The sequence below is a fragment of the Huijunlia imazamoxiresistens genome, assembly GCF_037132455.1.
Taxonomy (GTDB): domain Bacteria; phylum Bacteroidota; class Bacteroidia; order Chitinophagales; family Chitinophagaceae; genus Flavisolibacter; species Flavisolibacter imazamoxiresistens.
Genome location: NZ_JBBBEI010000008.1, coordinates 1 through 17,119 on the forward strand (window position 1 = coordinate 1; position 17,119 = coordinate 17,119).

Sequence of the window (17,119 nt, forward strand, 5' to 3'; positions counted from 1 at the left end):
ACATACCCTTCAATAATAAAAAGAGGCCTACCGATCTGATCAGTAAGCCTCTGGAAAAGCTATTTTCAGGGATTCCCGAAATAACGATTAAAGTACTCTTCTTTGGAAAGGTTGCGCACCTCGTCCAGCGTAATGCCCAGCCCGGCAAGTCCCCGCGGCGACATATACAGCACGTTGTTGTGCAGGAGGTCATGGACAATGAACACGGCAGGAATCTCCTGCTCGTAGTCCTTCAACGAGGTCAGCTTCTGGTGGATCATTTGCCGCAACACCGGGTCCTCAAATTGGTCTAATGGTACGATTTCGTTCATTTCGGCAGGATTAGGGCGTTAAAGTAAATAAGTTTCCTGCATGCTAAAGCGAAAACCCTTTACAAGGTAACCCTCAGAAATCCGGCCACCCTTTTGCAGGTTACCTGCTAAACTTTGCATTTCCGCCATGCGCGTGTACCATTCGTATATTTTGGAGGGCCTGTACGTACCGCCCCGGCCGGTGGCCCTGCTGCTGGGCACCTTTCCCAGTGTGCTGATCCGACAGGCCTTTGGCCGCCTGCGCCCTACCGACGTGGACTTCTTTTACGGCAGCATCGACAACAACTTCTGGCAGGACATGGCTGCCCTCTACCACCGCAACTTCCTCTTCGACCGCAGCCCCGAGGCGGTACGGCAACGCATGGCGCTGATGGATGAGCTTCACCTGGCCCTTTCGGACGTGGTGCTTTCCTGCGAAACGGCCGGCAGCGCCATGGATACGGCCCTGGAAAGCATCGAGCTCCATACCGGCCTGATCGACCTGCTCGACCGCCACCCCTCCATCAGCACGCTCTACTTCACCAGCAGCTCGGGCAAGGTCAATGCAGAGACCCTGGCCCTGCGGATCCTGCGCGAAGGCAGCCGCCTGGAGAAGATGAAGATTACCCGGAAAAGCGGGCCACGCCTGCGCAGCTTTGTGTTCACCGACCACCAGGGACGCCAGCGCCTGATGACGGGCATTACCCTGGTCTCACCCTCACCCCTGGCCGAACAATGGGGCGGGGTGACCAAAGAAAAAAGACAGGCGTTATACCGGCAATACCTGCCCGGGATTGATTAAAACGGGAACAACCGCCCAATCCGAATTGGCGCGGCAGAGCGCAACCTATAATTTTACAGCAAAACAATCGTTTGGGAAAATATTCGCACTACCTCCTGGCTTTACTCGGCAGTATGTTGCTGTGGGCAGCATGGCCGACCTCTTCCTTCACCTTCCTGATCTTTTTTGCCCTGGTGCCGCTGCTGTGGATCGAAGACCATACAGGCGGGACCAAAAAATTGTTCGGCTACACCTACCTGCATATGCTGCTGTGGAACGTTTTGACCACCTGGTGGGTGGGTAATGCCACGGCGGTGGGCGCCGGCCTGGCCATCCTGCTCAACAGCCTGCTGATGTGCCTGCCGTGGCTGCTGATGCACCGGGTCAAACGAACCCTCGGCCGCACCGCCGGCTACGTGTCGCTGATCGCTTTCTGGATCAGCTTTGAATATATCCACCACAACTGGGAGCTCAGCTGGCCGTGGCTGACCCTGGGCAATGCCTTTGCGCTGCAAACCGGCTGGATCCAGTGGTACGAGGCTACCGGCACCACCGGCGGCACGCTTTGGGTATTGCTCAGCAATGTGCTGTTCTACGGCCTGCTGACCGAATACCTCAAAAGGGGCCGCAGTGGCCGCTATTTCGGCGGACTGGCCCTGTTGCTGCTGTTGCTGATCGTACCCATCCTGGTTTCCAAAAACCTGCTGAAGCGGGAGTCCCAAAAAATTGCCGTCGCCGCCCGCAATGCCACCAAGAACGTGGTGGTGGTGCAACCCAATATCGATCCCTACAACGAGAAATTCGCGGAAGGCACCGTAGAAGCCCAGGTGCAAAACCTCATCAACCTGTCCGAAAAACAGGTGGACAACCAAACGGCACTGCTGGTATGGCCCGAAACAGCGGTGCCGGCCGCCGTGTGGGAAGGCGAGCTCGAACAGAACCCCTACTTCCAGCCCGTCTTTGCCTTTTTGTCGGCCCACCCCCAGCTGAGCCTGCTCACCGGCATCGCCAGCTTTAAAAGTTACGGTACCGACAAGGCGGCGGCCACCCCCACCTCCCGCTTCCACAAGACCGAACATTTTTATTACGACGAATTCAACGCCGCCACCCTGCTGGCCGCCCAATACCCGATCGCCTACTACCACAAGGCCAAGCTGGTACCGGGCGTGGAAACCCTGCCGTCCTTCCTGCTGTGGCTGAACGTGATCTTCGAAAAATTCGGCGGCGCCAGCGGCGCCCTGGGCAGCGATAAAGAACGGGCCGTTTTTGCCGACAAGCAGCATTATTACCTGGCGGCCCCCATCATCTGCTACGAAAGCATTTACAGCAACTACATCACCGGCTTCGTGCGCAAGGGCGCCAATATCCTTACCATCATCACCAACGACGGCTGGTGGGGCAACACCCAGGGCTACCGGCAGCACATGAACTACGGCCGGCTGCGCGCCATCGAAACCCGCCGCTGGGTGGCCCGCAGCGCTAATACCGGCATTTCCTGCTTTATCGACCCGGCCGGAACGGTGTACCAGCCCCAGCCCTGGGACACGCCCGCTTCCATCAAAATGAATATCGAGCCCATCGAGCACCAAACTTTTTTTGTACGCCACGGCGACTATCTTTCCCTTATTTTTAATACCATTTCCCTCATCGCCCTGGCAGGAACCAGCATCCTGTTCCTCCGGCGTCGATTTTCACAAAAAACCACATAAACTTCATGGTACAGAAAGCAGTTGAATTCAACGGAAAGCATCTCTTTTACCGCTCGTCCGGCAGCGGTCCCCTGGTGGTCTTGTTGCATGGCTTTGGCGAAGACGGAACCGTGTGGCGGGAACAGTGGATGGAACTCCCCGGCTTTCATGTGATCGTCCCCGACCTGCCCGGCAGCGGCAACTCCCAACCCATCGACGACATGAGCATGGAAGGTATGGCCGCGGCCGTCAAGCGGATCGTGGAAAAGGAAAGCAGCAACGCCCCCGTTACCAGCGGAGAAGGCAAGGCCGTTCTGATCGGCCACAGCATGGGCGGCTATATCAGCCTGGCTTTTGCCGAAAAATACCCCGAACTGCTGAACGGTCTGGGCCTGTTTCATTCCACGGCCTTTGCCGACAGCGCCGAAAAAGTGGCCACCCGCAAAAAGGGCATCAAATTTATACAGGATAATGGAGCCTTCGAGTTCCTGAAAACGGCTATCCCCGGCCAGTTCAGCGAAGTCACCAAAGACAGCAACCCCTCCCTTATTGAAGAACAGGTGCTGGCCGCCCGTAACTTTTCCCAGGAAGCCCTGGTAGCGTATTACGAAGCCATGATCCGCCGCCCCGACCGTACGGGCCTGCTCCAGGGAAAGCCCTACCCGGTTTTGTTTATCCTGGGAAAACACGATAACACCGTACCTCTGTCGGATGGATTGAAGCAGGCACACCTGCCGGAAAAAGCACACCTCCACATCCTCGAACAATCGGGACATATGGGCATGCGTGAAGAACCGGCAACCAGCGCCGCCCTGCTGCGGGAGTATTTGTCGGCCCTGGGCTAACATCCGTTTGTTTTTTTTCTGCAGGAAATTTTTAACCTCAGCAGTAAATGAAAGTCCCAGGGGAAGAGTCATCCAAAACGCCCGATGCGCTTTCTCCCGGCTGGCCGGGAACAACTAATTGCAGCAATGAAAAAGCTTTATTCCCTTATCGCCCTCCTGTTCCTTTTTCTGCCGGCCTTTGCAGCGCATATTGTCGGCGGCGAAATGACCTATCAGTACCTGAGCTCCAGTGGCGGGCAAAGCAGGTACCGGATCGTGCTGCGGCTGTTTCGGGACAAGGACTGCGATCTGACCAGCACCAATTGCGCCCCGATGCCCCCCGAGGTCGCTATCGGGATTTACTACAAAAACAACAATAACTGGGTACGGGTGCCCAACCCCGCCGGCGGTGAGTATTGGCAGGTCGATAGTTCGGGCAATGAAAACCTGCCGGTGACGGGCTACCCTCCCTGCATCAACAACCCGCCCCAGCTGAATTATCATACCGCCACTTATGTCATCGAGGTAAGCCTGGAGAATAAAGCGGAAGGCTATACGGCCGTTTACCAGACCTGCTGCCGCATCTCCCCGCTCGGGAATGTACGCAACTCGGTCAACACCTCCGGCGGCGGAGGCGTCGGCTCTACCTATGCCTGCCAGATCCCGGGAACCGGCGTGCTGGGCTCCGACCACAACAGCAGCCCCCAGTTCGCCAAGGGCCTGTCGATCGTTTGCCAGGGAAAACCCTACAGCCTGAACTTCAGCGCTACCGATGCGGACGGCGACAACCTGGTCTATTCGCTTTGCGATGCCTTTGACGGGGGCGCCTCCATCAATGCCAGCTTTGACACCCCCGCCGAACCCGATGCCGTTTCGGGGCCCACCTACAGCTACAAGCCGGTGGTATATTCCGGCACTTATACCGGCAGCAATCCCCTGGGCAATACCCGGATCGACCCCGCCACCGGCATCATCACCGGCATCGCTCCACCCGTGGGCCGCTACGTGATCGCCGTGTGCATCAATGAATACCGCCAGGGAAAGCACATTGGCTACCACCGCAAGGACTTTATCGTCAACGTCTACGACTGCGACTTTGCCGGCGCCCAGCTGCAGCCCTCCTACATCAACTGCAACAACTTCCAATACACCTTCCAGAACGAGAACAACTCCACACAAAACCGAACCTACTTCTGGGATGCCGGCCCGGCCGGGACCAGCACCCAGCCCGTACCGACCTTTACCTTTCCCGATACCGGCGCCTACAGCGTAAAGCTGGTGGTCAACAGGGGGCAAACCTGCAGCGACAGCTCCACCACCCAGCTCAAAGTGTACCCCGGCTTCACCCCCGACTTTACCATCGAAGGCATCTGCGCCGGCAAACTAACCCAGTTTACCGATAAGACCGTTGCCCGCTACGGCGAGGTGAATGCCTGGTCGTGGGACTTTGGCAACCTGAATACCAACACCGACATTTCTACCGTTAAAAACCCCTCCTACACCTACCCCTCCATCGGCAGGTACATCGCCCGCCTGATCGTGGGCAGCAGCAAGGGCTGCGTGGATACGCTGCCGAAGGAAGTGGAGATCATCGACAAGCCGCCGCTGAGCGTCAAGTTTGCCGACACCCTGATCTGCAACGGCGACGCCCTGCAGCTCGTAGCCTATGGCAACGGCAACTTCAGCTGGACGCCGCTGTACAATATCCAGAACAGCAATACCGCCACCCCCACCGTCACCCCGCCCCTTACCACCACCTACGTGGTGACCCTGGACCATTTCGGCTGCCTCAATACCGCCCCGGTGCGGGTACGGGTCGTGGATACGGTGACCCTGAAGGCTTTTCCGGATACCACCATCTGCGCCACCGACCCGGTACAGCTCCTGGCCCGCGGCGACGGCCTGCGCTTTGAATGGCGCCCTGCCGCTTCCCTGGACAACCCGGCGGTTTACAACCCCATCGCCCGCCCCCCCGGAGACACCCGCTATACCGTCACGGCCCATATCGGCCACTGCCAGGCTACCGACTCCGTGCGGGTACGCACCGTACCCTACCCCATTGCCCGGGCCGGGGCGGATACCACTATCTGCTACGGCACCAGCGCCCAGCTACAGGGCAGCATGGTGGCCAGCTACTTTTACTGGCTGCCGCCCAGCACCCTGAGCAATTCCTTTACGCTGTCACCTGTGGCATTCCCCACCGATACCACCGCCTATATACTGACGGTGCGCGACACCCTGGGTTGCCCCAAGCCGGTCAGCGATACGGTGGTAGTACGGGTGTTGCCGAAGATTCCCGCCTTTGCCGGCCGCGATACGGCGGTCATCGTGGGCCAGCCCCTCCAGTTCCAGGCCACCGGCGGCGACAGCTACCTGTGGAGCCCCGCCACCGCCCTCAGCCGGACCGACATCGCCAACCCGCTGGCGGTCTACGACGGCTCTTTCGACTACATCCGCTACCAGGTGCTGGTGACCAAAATCACCCAAAGCATCAGCTGTGTGGATTCGGCATCTGTAGCGGTCCGGATCTTCTCCACGCACCCGCAGGTCTTTGTGCCGAATGCCTTTACGCCCAACGGCGACGGGCTGAACGATGTGTTCCGCCCCATAGCGGCGGGCATTGCCCGCATCGAGTACTTCCGCGTATTCAACCGCTGGGGCGAGATGGTGTTCAGCACTACCATCAACGGCCAGGGCTGGGACGGCACCATCCGTGGCAAAAAGCAACCCTCCGCCGTTTACGCCTGGCTCGTGAAGGCTATCGACTACACCGGCCGCCCCTTCTTTGCCAAAGGCACGATGACGCTGATCCGGTAGAGAGTTTACGAGTTGCTGGCGCCCGAAAGGAACTCGTAAACTATTTTTGCCTCCATGAAAAAAACCGTATTCATTACCGGGGCCACATCGGGCTTCGGGGAAGCCTGTGCCGATAAATTTGCCGCAAATGGCTACAACCTCCTGCTGAATGGACGGAGACAGGAGCGGCTGGAAAACCTGCGCAAAAGGCTGGAGGAGCAGTACAAGGTTTCCTGCTACACCCTTCCCTTTGACGTGCGGGTGCAGGAAGACGTCTTTGCCGCCGTGGAGGGGCTGCCCGAAGAATGGAAAACGATCGACGTGCTGGTCAACAATGCCGGGCTGGCCCTGGGGCGCGACCTGTTCCAGGATGCCAGCCTGGAGGACTGGAACATCATGATCGATACGAATGTAAAAGGGCTGCTCTATGTTTCCCGGGCGGTGACGCCCCTGATGATGGCAAGGGGCCACGGCCATGTGATCAATATGGGCTCCATTGCCGGCAAGGAGGTGTACGAAAAAGGAAATGTGTATTGCGCCAGCAAATTTGCGGTTGACGCCATCAGCAAGGCCATGCGGGTGGATCTGCTGCCTTACCGCATCAAGGTGACCGCCATCCATCCCGGGGCCGCCGAAACGGAATTTTCCCTGGTCCGCTTCAAAGGCAATGAAGCCGCCGCCCGGAAAATCTACGAAGGCTACCAGCCCCTGTCGGCGGCGGATGTGGCCGAAGTAGTGTACTTTACGGCCTCCCTGCCCGCGCATGTGTGCATCAACGACCTGGTACTGACGCCCACCCAGCAGGCCAATTCGTTTTACCTGCACAAGGATTGATTCCGATCAACATTTTTTGGGAGCAAGTAAAAAAAGGACCCAGCCCATCAATCTTTGGCATCAATTTAGTTACATTGCTGCATGTAGAATGAAATCCCCATTTTCCCGCTTTATTTCCTTTAATCTTTGCTTAGAGGATACACCTAAAGTAGTAAAATGCCCTTTCAAGTGCTGCATACCTAATCGTCTTTTTTTTAATTTTATACCCGAATCCGATACCTATAGAAAATCCCTTGAAAAATCCGTATCATATGTTAAAGCCTTATCTGCTGTTCGTTATTTTGCTGGCAAGCAGTCTTTTTGCTTCGGCGCAGGAAGTGATTAAACTCCAGGACTGCCAGAACCCCCGCATTAACTTCCAGGTAGACAGCCTGAAAGCCCTTTACGCCAAAGAAGGTTTCGTGGTGCTGAAAGAAGCATCGGTAAGCATGGAAAGCGAATACGAGCTGCCCGTGATCGTGCCGCTGCAGAAGAATTCCTGGTACCAGTTCGTGTTTGTGGGTGAGCCCACCTCCCGCCTGTACGAAGTGCGGATGTTCGACTGGAATGAAAAACAGGTGGTCTATCAAAAGAAACTGTGGGGCGACGTGGATGGAAACATCATCTCCTACTCCTACCAGCCGCAATTTTCAGAATTCCATATGATCAAGCCCGTACAGATCAACAAACACAAAAAGAAGGGCCTTTGCGGTTATGTGATGCTGCTGAAGAAGCAGCCCATCCAGCCGTAAATTGTTTTAAATAGCTTTATACCTATATGAAAATAGCTGAAAGGCCGCCCGAAAGGAGCGGCCTTTTTTCATGCCTTTATCTTGGGAATATAGCAGGATTGCTACTGCATTTCAAGTTTACTGGCGTATCAGATCCCTCCTCCGCTGAGGCGGGACGGGGTCCAGTGCCGTCAAAGACAAGAAGGAAAACGCACTACTTTAAGAGCTGTCACCAGCTTTACGATTACAATCCTATAAAAAAGCCCCGGAAACACTTCCGGGGCTTTTTTATAGCTATTTACAGTCGTTTACGGCGCCAGCGATATCCGCATCTGCACGCCGGCGCGGGTGGTGGTGATCGGGGCCGAGGTGGCGATCTTGGGCTCCATGCGGTTCTGTTCGAAATAGAACTTCAGGTTGATGCGCTTGTTCAGCACATAGTCGATGGAGGGCGAGATCCGCGTCACCTTCTGGCCGGCCGTTCCGAAGGCGGCATTCTGATCGAGCTTGCTGTTGGCGGTGGCATCGTCGCGCAGGCTGAAGTCGATGCGGAAGGTCACGTCGTTTTCCAGCTTCGTGCCTTTCTTGCCGATGCGCACATTTTGCAGGAAGGGCACGCCCCGCTTGCGCCAGTTGAACCCGAAAATGTATTCCGTGGAGCGGTTCTCCGCCAGCTGGTAATCCACCAGGCTCAGGCTCAGCTGCCGGCTCTTGCTGTATTCAAAGCGGGTCGACAACTGGTTGGTGAAGGTCATATCCACGGCTACCAGCGGACTGAACTGCTCGGCAATGGAAATGTTGGGCACCAGGAAGTACGGCACGTAGTTGCCCGTGAGCGTATCGCGGAAGTACGGCATACCCGCATGGAACGGATCCTGGAACAGGAGCGCCGTGGTAAAGCTGTTCATGCTCAGGTTGCTGGTATAGCCATGACGGATCGTAAAGTTGGTGAACAGCTTCTCCACGCCTTTGATCCGCGTCAGGCCGTTATAGGTAATGTTCCAGTTCGGCTTGGGCAGCAGGCGGGCAAAGGGGTTCGACCGCAGGTTGCTATTCGAGTTCTTCACCAGGGCCACCGAGGTCGGATCCCTATTCGTATAGGCCGAAATAAAGGCGGGAATCAGCACATCCTGCGCATAGCGGCCATAACCGGCTACGTAACCTTCGGCATCCTGGGGATTGCCCACGGCATAGCCGTTTTGCTTCGCGAGCCGCTGCGACAGGAGCGAGCGGTTGGCTTCGAACTGCCGGAAGGTTTGCGACACCACGTTGGGATCGAAGGGGGTGAACAAGGTGTGGTACGAAATATAGCTGATGCTGAAGCTGCCCGTCGCATACGGGTTGTAGCGCCGCAGGCCCGAGTTGCTGCCGGTATCCTTCACCAGTTCGGAATACTGCTTGTCGTAGGTCCGGTCCAGCGTCAGGTCGATGGTCAGGTCGCGGATGGGGCTGACCTGGGCGGTAATGTTCAGCTTCTGGTTGTAGCGCTGCTGGATCAGGGCGTTGAAGAGGCTGTCCCGCGTCAACAGGCCCCGGGCTCCAAGGCTATTGATGCCGTTGGTATCGGGCTGGTAGCCAAAAATATACCCCCAGCCCGGGTTGTGGCTGCGGAAGTTCATGCCGATGAACTGGGTGCTGTCGAGGTAGCCGGGCAGTAAGGTTCCCATGTCCTCGGTATACTGTACACCGATGCGCTTGAGCGAGGTCAGCAGGCCCAGGGCCAACTTCGGTACGCCGCTCAGCTGGGGCAGTTGGTTTGGGTCTTTCTGCTTTTTGGCCGCCGTGTCTTTCGGCGCCTTTGGCTGGCGGGCCGCGCCTTTGGCGGCGTTGTCGGCGCCTACGGCACGCAGCAGCTTCCATTTATTATATAACTGGTCGAAATTGAACTCGCCATTGACGTTGCGGGTCTGCCCCGTCATCATGGTGTTGCCGAGGTTCTTGGCCAGCAGCGAGGCGGCGATCCAGTCGTACTTGGCGGTGTAGGTGGCCCGGATAGAGGTCCAGTCCAGCATCGGCAACTTCTGCGTAGGCAGGGTATACGACAGGGTGGCATCGTGGTGGTAGCGGGTATTGCGGCCGCCTTTCAGGAGGTTGCCTTGCACCGAATCCTTCTTTTGCTTCGTATCCAGGCGGCCGAAGGGCTCGTCCACGCGGGCGTTGTTCACCGCGTTGAAGTCGAAGGTGATGGAACGGGTCAGGTCCCAGCGCAGGGTGTAGAAGCGGTCGAAATAGAAATACTTATCATACGTCTCGGGGAACTTGAATGCACCGCCGCCCACGTTGCGCGAGCGCAGGGCGCCGAACTGGCGGAACAGGTCGGCCTTGAACGAGAGCACCGAAGGCTTGTAGTTGAAGTTGAAATCGCGGATCAGCGACAGCCAGGGCGAATTGGATTTCACCACGTTCTTCAGCGGTTCTACGAAGCGCTGCTGGGGCGCATAGTTATAGCCCAGGGCCGCCCGCTGGCGGGTCAGCTCCTCGTTTTCGATGATGGGGTTGCTGCGCTCCTGGCGGGTGTACGAATAGCTGACGTCGATGTTGGAAATATCCCAGGGCTGGGGCTTTTTATCGCCGGTGCGGTTTTTCTTGACGTTGGTAAAGTTCAGCGTCTTGATGGTCAGCAGGTCGATGGCGTCGCGGCGGATGGAGTCCTTGGCGTTGCCCGCGGCATTGCGCAGCTTGTCCTGCAGCTTGACGTCCAGGTCGTAGGGATCGTACTCCGGCGTGCTGGTGGTTTGGCTGATGCCCGCATACATGGGTATTTGCAGGGCGGCCTTGGGGGGCACCAGCTTGCCCAGGTCGAGGTTGGCGCTCACGTCGAACTGCGAAAAATCTTCGCGGCTCCTTTCGTTCACCCTTTGCTCCAGCGTACCGAAGCCGCGGCTTTTCAGGTTGCCGGTAAAGCTCACGTTGCCCAGGTCGGCCAGGCGCAGGTCCACGCGGCCCAGGGCGGCCCAGCCGCCTTTTTCGTCCAGGCTCGACAGGCGCAGCTCGTTAAACCATACCTCGGTACAGGCCGCGGTGGGCCGGGCGTTCTGCACCGCCAGCAGCATCCCCCGCACCTCGCCCAGGTTGGGGTTGCCCAGGATGGCGTAGCTCTTCCCACCGATCGTTTCCGAATAATAAGCGGAAGGCGACGGGTTGGGCGCACTGTTGCGGCGCAGCTTCAGCTGGGTCAGCAGGCCCAGGTCGAAATCGAGGTTGTTCGCCTCGGGCCAGATGGCCAGGGAGTCGTAGGCGCCGAAGGGCGTAACGTTCAGGGGAATCTTTATTTCGTAATAGTTGCTGACAAAGTCGTTGCCGATGCGCACCACGGCATTCAGCTCGCGGTCTTTGAGATCGGCAGCGTTGTTCACCGACTCGGCGTGGATGAACATGGACAGCTTGCCGTACTGGCGCAGGTCGAGGTTCATGGTCTTGAACACGCCGCGGGCCGTATTGGGCTGCAGGTTGCAGGCACGGAGGCTCAACGACTGCTCGTTGAGCAGCAGCTGCACGTTGTTGTTGGAAATCTGCTGCTGGCGCTCGATGCCCGGGGGCTGGCGATACGGGATGGGCTGACGCCGGTCGTTCTCCTCGAGGTTCACCGCCAGGATGTCCAGGGTGGTGGGGTCGCTGGCGGGCAGGGGCTTGTAATTACCCGAGCTGTCGGTTTCGTACTGGAACTTGCGCCACTGGTTGCGCACCAGCTCCAGCTTACCGAAGCGGCAAACCACCGAATCCTCGAAGTTGGTCAGGAACATGCGGATGAACCGGATGGACTTGAAGTCGGGGATGTTGCCGGTTTTGGCGTCATACTCCTTTACGGGTATGCGGAACAGGTACCAGTTTTCCGTGCGGGTAGTGTTATCGGCCAGGTTCACGCGTACCTCGCGCTTGTCGGTAATATAATTGGTACCCACCAGCATGTTGGGTTTCAGTTCCACGCGGTACTGGAAGTACTCCTCGGTTTCGTTGAGGGTATTGTCGCGGTTCAGCTCTTCCTGGTCGGGATAAAGCGTGAAGGCGCTGGAGAACTGGTCGGTTGTGGCGGCCACCGGCGAGTTGCCATGCGGGTTGTTGATGTTCTTATAACGCTCCAGGATACCGGCTATGGGCACCTGCTTATCGAAAGAGGCATCGCGGTATCCCTTGAAGTTATCGGCCGAGGGATCCTGGATGGCCTGCTGGTAAATGGGCGAGCTGGGGCCGAAGTTGGACTGCAGCTGGTTGAGGTAGGGCTGGAACTTGCGCACCTCGGCGGTATCCGGCAGGCCGTCGAAACCGACGTCCTGGTAGGGGCGGTCGGCGGGGTCGTTGCTGAAGGCATTGGTCACCTGCAGGGGGTTGCGGGGCACTTTACCAAAAGCGGTTTCGTCCAGGAGCGTGGACTGCGTCGGCGTGGGCAGGCCGTTCTCGTACTGCCGCTTGCCGTCCTTGAGCACGTCCTCGGAGAGGTTGCCTATATTAAAATACAGCTCGCCGCCGGCACTGCCCGGTTTATTAATAAAAGGGTCCTGCATCCAGAACTCGATGAACTCGATGTTGCTGGTCTCAAAGTCGGTCTGGTCGATATTGCGCATGATGCCGCCCCAGGTTTTGCGGGGCTGCAGCAGTTGTCCGTTGCCGTTGATGCGGGTGGGATCGGCCAGGAAGTTGTACGGGCCTTTTTCTTTGGGATAGTAGGCCAGGTCGAAGGTAGTCAGCAGGGCCTGTCCCAGGTCGGAGGTCCGCTGGGGAAAAATTTCCTGTTGCAGCACCTGGCGGGTTTCGGGCTTCGACAGCTCGGCCAGGTTGCCGCGCAGCGGGTTGTTGGAGCCGCCGCTGCCGCGTTCCTGCAGCACGGGCTCGATGTTGTACCAGGCCAGCTTGGCGCGGTTGTAGCCGCTGGCCGGGTCGTCGTTCAGCTCGGCTTCGGGAAAGAGCACCTGCCCGTTGGCGTCGGTGGCTTTCTGGGGCACCGAGGCCAGGGTCCAGCTGGTGAGCGGGAAGCGCAGGTCGACGCTGGAGCGGGTGCCTTCGAAGTCATCTATATATATAACACCGGCGCCGCCCTTGCCGATCTGGGGCGCGTGGCCCGGTTTCAGGGCCGCGAACTCGCCGTAGGCGGTAATGGACGAAGGCGCCGTGGTGGCATAGAAGGGCAGGCGGTTCAGCCAGTTGGTCAGGCGGGGGATATTATCATTATGGTAGTCGAAGTCCAGTCCGTACATGGTATTGCGGATGGGGTCGTCGCCATAGCTTTGCTTGGTGAAGAACGGGCGCTCGCCCAGGCGCACGATGGTTCCGCCCAGGGTCAGGCGCTTGTTCATTAAATAATCCAGGCGCATCCCCATATAGTTGCGCTGCTGCAGGCCGAAGGAGGCATTGTTCTCGTACTGCACCTGCACGGGCAGGCCGGCGTTGATGATGGCCGAGTTAATGATTTTCAAGGTACCGAGGTCGTAGTTGATCTCGTAGTCCACGTTCTCCACCAGCACCTGTCCGCCGGCGGTTACCGTTACCGAACCCTGGGGGATGTTGAAGCCCAGCTGGTAATCGGTATTGCTGGCCGACTTGGAACGGCCCACCAGCTTAAAGCGGTTGAGGTTGGCAAAGGTTTGCGCGATGGCCTTGATGGTATCGTACAGGGGATAATATAAATACTTGGCGGCTTCGGCCGGCGAAGCGTACACATATTCCAGGTCGCGGCCGAAGGGTTCGAGCACCGGGAAGATGATGCGGCTTTGCGAGGAGATGACGGTATAGCCTTCCACGAAGTCGAACACCCCGTCGGGCTGCGGGTCATTCTGGTTGTTCAGGCGGTCCAGCCGTACCTGGCTCAGGATCGGCTCGCCCCTATGCTCCTGCCGGAGGGACTCCTCGGGCAGGTAGCGTTTTTCACCCAGGCTCGGCTCTTCGTACATAATATTTAACTGGAAGTCCTGGCGTTCCAGCTGGCCGTAACCCACGCCGTACACGTTCTTCATCATCAGGTCCCAGAGGGGCAGGTTGGGGCGCTGCGAAGTGGCCTTCATCAATTTCAGGAACAGCACCTTCTGCGCGTTGCCGCTGCTGTCCGGCGGCACGTCCTGCGAAAACTCGCCTACCTGGAACACGCGCCCGTTGTAGGTGTACTGGTAGGCGATGCCCAGCACTTCGTCGGGCTGCAGGGGCTGGTTCAGCGACAGGAAGCCCACCTGGGGGTTAAAGTAAAAGTCGGTCGGCTGCAGCTTGCGGGCAAAGGTTTTTTCAAACTCCTGTACCGGCTGCAGGCCCATGGTGGTCAGCACGCTTTGCACCTGGGTGGAGTTGCGGGCCTCGGGCCGGTTCACCAGCATGCGGTACAATTCGTTGGCGTCGTTGCGCGGCAGCGAGTCGGGCGAGCCCACCCAGCGCGGGTTATAGGGAGCGCTTTCAGCCAGGTCCATCAGGCCCACCACGTCGCGGGTTTCGGTAGTGGCGCCGGTGCGGTTGGTTACCCACACCTCCACCCGGAGGATCTGGATATTGTTGGTCACCACGGGCAGGGTGCTCATGGAGCGGTTGTAGTGATTGCGGAAGTACTGGGCCATCAGGAAGTGGCGGTTCTCTTCGTATTCGTCGGCCCTCAGGTTAAAGGTCTGGGTGGCCGAGCCGCCCTGCAGGCCCAGGGTTTGCCGCTGGGAGCGCTGGTTGGCCAGGATGCCCGTCACAAACAGCTTTCCGAACTGCAGCTGCGTTTTTACCCCGAAGAGCGACTGGGCGCCGGGGATCAGCGTGCTTTTGGAAGAGAAATTGACGTTGCCCGCCTGGAACACTTTCAGCAGCTCGTCGTCCTTGCCCCGGTAATCGAGCTTCAGCTGGTTCTCGAAATCGAAGTTGGCCAGGGTATTGTAGTTGATCGGCAGCTTGATCTTGTCGCCGATGTTGGCGTCCACCTGCAGCTGCACGTTCATGGGGAAGTCGAAGCCCCCGGTACGGCGGGCCCGTTCGGGCAGGGTGGGGTTTTTGATGTTTTGTCCCTGGTAGCCGGCGGCGATGTCCACGTAACCTGAAGGCTTGATGTCCACCTTGCCGTTGCCGGTGATGCGGTTCACCCAGTCTTTGGAAAAGCCGAAGTTGGGCTTATAGTTGCGGCGGTTCAGGTCGATGAGCAGGTTGGCGCGTTTGCGAAAATATTCGTTTTCGTCCTTGCGGCCCTGCATGTCCAGGAACTCCTGCATCGAAAAGGTCATGGGGGTCCGGTAGTACTGGTTGCCCAGCTTTTCGATGATGTAGTATTGCTTTGTTTTCGGATCGTATTCTACCGAGCGCTTGATAAAGGCCGTATCCGCGAAGTCGAATTTGTTGCGGTTGGGATAGGTATAATAATCACCACGCCGGTCCTGCAGCGGAAAAGGGATGGTATCGGAGCTACCAGGCCTTCTGCCGGTTCCGGCTGCGGATGCACTGTCCTGAGCCGCGGCCTGCAGCAGGAAGGCGCAGGGCAGCAAAACAGCAATCAGCAAATGTCGAATATGGATAAAACAGCGGTTCAAGCTAAACTTTCTCAAAGAATTAGTTTTTCTACAGGGATTTTTAAAGATTCTGAAGGGCTTTTTTGATCAATTCTTCCACGGTATAATCGGCATTTTCCTGTAAGGCTTTCTTCACGGCCCCTTCCGCAGCCTGGCGGTTGATCCCCAGCGCGACCAAGGCATTTAACGCATCATTATGAAAACTATTGCTTTGAAGGGGCGAAATATTCACCTCCAGGGATTGCTTGCCCAGTTTGTCGCGCAGCTCTACGATAATACGTTCGGCGGTCTTGCGGCCGATGCCCTTGATGCTTTCCAGCAGCTTGGCGTTGCCCTGGATGATGGCCCGGCTCAGCTCTTCGGGCTTCATGTACGACAGCATCACCCGGGCCGTGGCCGCGCCGACGCCCGAAACGCCCAGGAGCTGCAGGAACATCTCCTTTTCGCCTCCCTCAAAAAATCCATACAGGATGTGGGCGTCTTCGCGCACCAGCAAATGGGTGAAGAGCGTGCCGCTGTCCAGGTCCTGGATTTTGGAATAGGTGTTTAAACTGATATGAACTTCGTAGCCAACGCCGTTGACATCCACGAATACGGTAGCGGGGGTCTTTTTCTCGAACCGGCCTTTTAAAAACGCAATCATTCGTGCAAAATAGAAAAGGAAACTCCAACTCCAAACTTTAAATTATCTTCGCCCCACCTTAAAAAAAGATTAGACTTTTTTCTGTAATGGATAAAAAAATTACTGCCGCAATTACCGCTGTGGGCGGGTACGTTCCCGAAGACAGGCTCACCAATGCCGACCTTGAGAAACTGGTGGACACCACCAACGAATGGATCATGACCCGCACCGGCATTGAAGAACGCCGCATCCTGAAAGGCGAAGGCCTGGCCACTTCCGACCTGGCGGTGCCCGTGGTAAAACAGATCTGCGAGAAAAGAGGCATCAGCCCCGAGGAGATCGAGTGCATTATTTGCGCCACCGTTACCCCGGACATGATCTTCCCCTCCACCGCCAATGTCATCAGCGACAAGGTAGGTGCGAAAAACGCCTTCGGCTTTGATATCAGCGCCGCCTGCTCCGGCTTTTTATACGCCCTCACCCTGGGCGCCAGCCTGATCGAAAGCCGCCGCTACAAGCGGGTGGTAGTGATCGGGGCCGATAAAATGAGCTCCATCGTGGATTACAGCGACCGCACCACCTGCATCATCTTCGGCGACGGCGCCGGCGGCGTGCTGCTGGAACCCAATACCGAAGGCTACGGCGTGCTGGACAGCATCCTGAAAAGCGACGGCAGCGGCCGGCAGCACCTGCACATGAAAGGCGGCGGCTCGATGCGCCCGGCCAGCGTGGAAACCGTGGCCAACAAGGAACACTACATCTACCAGGAAGGACAGTCGGTATTCAAATTCGCCGTTACCGGCATGGCCGACGTCAGCGCCGAACTGCTGGAGCGCAATAAGCTCACCGGCGACGACATTGCCTGGCTGGTACCGCACCAGGCCAACAAGCGCATCATCAATGCCACGGCCGCCCGCATCGGCCTGCCCTCCGAAAAGGTCATGCTCAACATCCACCGCTACGGCAATACTACCGCGGCCACCATCCCGCTTTGCCTGTGGGACTGGCGCCACGAATTGAACAAAGGCGACCAGATCGTACTGGCCGCATTCGGCGGCGGCTTTACCTGGGGTTCCACCCTGGTCAAGTGGGCCTACTGAGAGAAAGATACCCACCC

General features: G+C 57.8%; 10 protein-coding genes. 7 read left to right on the top strand and 3 right to left on the bottom strand.

All coding sequences use genetic code 11. From position 1 onward, the window contains the following. Nucleotides 1–65: 65 nt before the first annotated feature. Nucleotides 66–311: a hypothetical protein gene (locus tag V9K67_RS11560; protein WP_336722547.1), complete on the bottom strand. Its 246-nt coding sequence runs from the start codon at nt 309–311 to the stop codon at nt 66–68. 127 nt (nt 312–438) lie between these two features. Between V9K67_RS11560 and V9K67_RS11565 the strand changes: the two genes are divergently transcribed. The 6 genes from V9K67_RS11565 (at nt 439) to V9K67_RS11590 (ending at nt 7,944) form a co-directional block, all read left to right on the top strand. Continuing rightward, nucleotides 439–1,092 (top strand): uracil-DNA glycosylase family protein, encoded by a 654-nt coding sequence (locus tag V9K67_RS11565; protein WP_336722548.1) that lies wholly within the window; start codon nt 439–441, stop codon nt 1,090–1,092. A gap of 113 nt (nt 1,093–1,205) precedes the next feature. Beyond that, the gene (gene lnt, locus V9K67_RS11570; protein WP_336722550.1) at nt 1,206–2,780 is read left to right on the top strand and encodes an apolipoprotein N-acyltransferase; all 1,575 of its coding nucleotides are present in this window, start codon (nt 1,206–1,208) and stop codon (nt 2,778–2,780) included. Between the two features lie 5 nt (nt 2,781–2,785). Further along, nucleotides 2,786–3,604 carry an alpha/beta fold hydrolase gene (locus tag V9K67_RS11575; protein ID WP_336722552.1) on the top strand — a complete coding sequence of 273 codons (819 nt, stop codon included), beginning with the start codon at nt 2,786–2,788 and terminating at the stop codon, nt 3,602–3,604. A gap of 126 nt (nt 3,605–3,730) precedes the next feature. Beyond that, nucleotides 3,731–6,400, top strand: coding sequence for a PKD domain-containing protein (locus V9K67_RS11580; protein WP_336722555.1), 2,670 nt, complete (start codon nt 3,731–3,733; stop codon nt 6,398–6,400). A 54-nt stretch (nt 6,401–6,454) separates the two neighbouring features. Continuing rightward, the gene (locus V9K67_RS11585) at nt 6,455–7,213 is read left to right on the top strand and encodes an SDR family NAD(P)-dependent oxidoreductase (protein ID WP_336722556.1); all 759 of its coding nucleotides are present in this window, start codon (nt 6,455–6,457) and stop codon (nt 7,211–7,213) included. A 251-nt stretch (nt 7,214–7,464) separates the two neighbouring features. Then, nucleotides 7,465–7,944 carry a hypothetical protein gene (locus V9K67_RS11590; protein ID WP_336722558.1) on the top strand — a complete coding sequence of 160 codons (480 nt, stop codon included), beginning with the start codon at nt 7,465–7,467 and terminating at the stop codon, nt 7,942–7,944. Nucleotides 7,945–8,231: 287 nt separating this feature from the next. On the opposite strand, the gene sov is transcribed toward V9K67_RS11590, so the two are convergent. Beyond that, nucleotides 8,232–15,371: a T9SS outer membrane translocon Sov/SprA gene (gene sov / locus V9K67_RS11595; RefSeq protein WP_336722559.1), complete on the bottom strand. Its 7,140-nt coding sequence runs from the start codon at nt 15,369–15,371 to the stop codon at nt 8,232–8,234. A 70-nt stretch (nt 15,372–15,441) separates the two neighbouring features. Then, a complete protein-coding gene (gene ruvA, locus V9K67_RS11600) occupies nt 15,442–16,023 on the bottom strand; it encodes a Holliday junction branch migration protein RuvA (protein WP_336722561.1) in 582 nt (193 codons plus the stop codon). Between the two features lie 86 nt (nt 16,024–16,109). On the opposite strand from ruvA, the gene V9K67_RS11605 reads away from it, so the two are divergent. Further along, the gene (locus V9K67_RS11605) at nt 16,110–17,102 is read left to right on the top strand and encodes a beta-ketoacyl-ACP synthase III (protein ID WP_336722563.1); all 993 of its coding nucleotides are present in this window, start codon (nt 16,110–16,112) and stop codon (nt 17,100–17,102) included. Nucleotides 17,103–17,119: the final 17 nt, after the last annotated feature.

Excerpts from the sequence above, each read along its gene's own strand:
- V9K67_RS11575 (WP_336722552.1), top strand. The coding sequence starts at position 2,786 with ATGGTACAGAAAGCAGTTGAATTCAACGGAAAGCATCTCTTTTACCGC.
- lnt (WP_336722550.1), top strand. The coding sequence starts at position 1,206 with ATGTTGCTGTGGGCAGCATGGCCGACCTCTTCCTTCACCTTCCTGATC.
- V9K67_RS11590 (WP_336722558.1), top strand. The coding sequence starts at position 7,465 with ATGTTAAAGCCTTATCTGCTGTTCGTTATTTTGCTGGCAAGCAGTCTT.
- V9K67_RS11605 (WP_336722563.1), top strand. The coding sequence starts at position 16,110 with ATGGATAAAAAAATTACTGCCGCAATTACCGCTGTGGGCGGGTACGTT.
- V9K67_RS11560 (WP_336722547.1), bottom strand. The coding sequence starts at position 311 with ATGAACGAAATCGTACCATTAGACCAATTTGAGGACCCGGTGTTGCGG.
- V9K67_RS11585 (WP_336722556.1), top strand. The coding sequence starts at position 6,455 with ATGAAAAAAACCGTATTCATTACCGGGGCCACATCGGGCTTCGGGGAA.
- V9K67_RS11580 (WP_336722555.1), top strand. The coding sequence starts at position 3,731 with ATGAAAAAGCTTTATTCCCTTATCGCCCTCCTGTTCCTTTTTCTGCCG.
- ruvA (WP_336722561.1), bottom strand. The coding sequence starts at position 16,023 with ATGATTGCGTTTTTAAAAGGCCGGTTCGAGAAAAAGACCCCCGCTACC.
- V9K67_RS11565 (WP_336722548.1), top strand. The coding sequence starts at position 439 with ATGCGCGTGTACCATTCGTATATTTTGGAGGGCCTGTACGTACCGCCC.